Annotated in this window: 1 protein-coding gene; it reads left to right on the top strand. The window is 62.7% G+C overall.

Translation table 11 applies throughout. From position 1 onward, the window contains the following. Positions 1-287, top strand: a 287-nt coding sequence (locus AAEY79_RS14500; protein WP_352288992.1) for a LysR family transcriptional regulator, incomplete at both ends; no start/stop codon positions are given.

Here is a 287-nt window from a genome sequence, read left to right as displayed (position 1 = left end):
ATATCGAAATCTTCCAGGCCATCCGTCAGACCGGCTCCATCAGTGCCGCCGCGCAGTTGCTGCACGTCTCGCAACCGGCGGTGACCAAAGTGCTGCAGCACGCCGAGCTGCAGTTGGGCTTTGCGTTATTCCTGCGGGTACGGGGTAAATTGCAACCCACCCCGGAAGCCCTGGCGCTGGAACGCGAAGTCGAGAAAGTCAGCGCAAGCCTGCAAGGCGTGCGGCGCCTGGCGAAAAGTTTGCGCCGCGAACCGGGACAAAGCATTCGCATCGGCGCAATCCCGGCG

The organism is Psychrobacter sp. GW64-MNA-CIBAN-0177, assembly GCF_040309585.1.
GTDB lineage: Bacteria > Pseudomonadota > Gammaproteobacteria > Pseudomonadales > Moraxellaceae > Psychrobacter > Psychrobacter okhotskensis.
The sequence above is the reverse complement of the archived record's forward strand: the minus strand, read 5'-3'. Positions and strand labels throughout refer to the sequence as shown.